At 55.0% G+C, this 1,146-nt stretch carries 1 protein-coding gene; it reads left to right on the forward strand.

Going from position 1 to position 1,146, the window contains the following annotated elements:
* The first annotated feature begins 167 nt into the window (after positions 1-167).
* Positions 168-1,115: an IS110 family transposase gene (locus QME24_RS24730; RefSeq protein ID WP_029886225.1), complete on the forward strand. Its 948-nt coding sequence runs from the start codon at positions 168-170 to the stop codon at positions 1,113-1,115.
* Positions 1,116-1,146 lie beyond the last annotated feature (31 nt).

Raw genomic sequence — 1,146 nt, forward strand, 5'->3', positions numbered from 1 at the left:
CAGCTTCTGACTGTTAGCGCAGTACAGACCGTGGGAGACCTCGCCCCTCCTCCCTTTTCACCCAAGCGCCGATAAAGAATGCTTCCGGGCTCGGACCGACGAAAGACACAAGCCAGCGCCTCTGGGTGACCCTTCAAGTACTCCAACACTATCGAGGAGAGTTGCTCATGGCAATGGTGGTTGCTGATTCAAAGCGGCTGATTGGCGTGGATGTGGCCAAAACAGAATTGGTCATTTGGGACGATGAATCAGCAGAACTCATAGCAATCCCCAATACTAAAGCAGCTATCAAGAAATGGCTCAAAGGCCTCTCGGGTGCGATGTCCGTCGCTATCGAAGCGACCAACATCTATCACGTCCTGTTTACGGATCTGGCCTTTGAGTTCGGGCATACGATTTACGTGGTAGATGGGTACGCCCTGAGCCATTACCGTAAAGGTGTCAACGTACGCGCTAAGACTGATGCAATTGATGCCCAGCTGTTGGCCCGCTATCTGAAGAACGAAGGGCAGGACCTAACGCCCTGGGCGCCGCCACCGGCTATCTATCGACAGCTTCTGAGCTTGTTCCGGCGACGTGCAGGACTGGTCCAGGCACGAACCAGCCTGACTCAGGGGTGGGCCAATGAACCGCTACTCAAAGCCGCCTTCAAGACGCATCTGCGTGCGATGCAGCGGCTTGAGCTGCTGGTGGAGAAGATGATCAAGGGCCTGCTGGAAAAGGCCGGGCTGATGCCTCAGGTAAAGCGCTGCATGAAGGTCGAAGGGGTGGGTTTTCTAACTGCTGCTCGCCTGACAGCGACGTTTCAGCGTGGCAACTTCAGCGGGGGTGATGCGTTTATCGCCTTTTTGGGTATGGATCTGAGGATTGCGCAGTCGGGGCAGAAAAAAGGGCAATCCAAGCTCACGAAGCGAGGAGACCCTGAAGCTCGACGCCTCCTTCACAACGCGGCTATGTCAGCATCCCGCACAGCAGCATGGAAGTCGTACTACGAAGAGCGCCTGGCGCGTGGTTTTAGCACGACAGCATCGCTTGTCATGCTCGCACGCAAACTGGCGAGAGTAGTATTTGCCCTACTGAAAAGCGGAGACGAGTATCGGTCAAAAGCCGCTTAAAAAACTTCCCTAAAACCATAGAATCTCCCAC

It is taken from the genome of Pseudomonas sp. PARCl1 (assembly GCF_947311875.1).
In the GTDB taxonomy this organism is placed as follows: Bacteria; Pseudomonadota; Gammaproteobacteria; order Pseudomonadales; family Pseudomonadaceae; genus Aquipseudomonas; species Aquipseudomonas juntendi.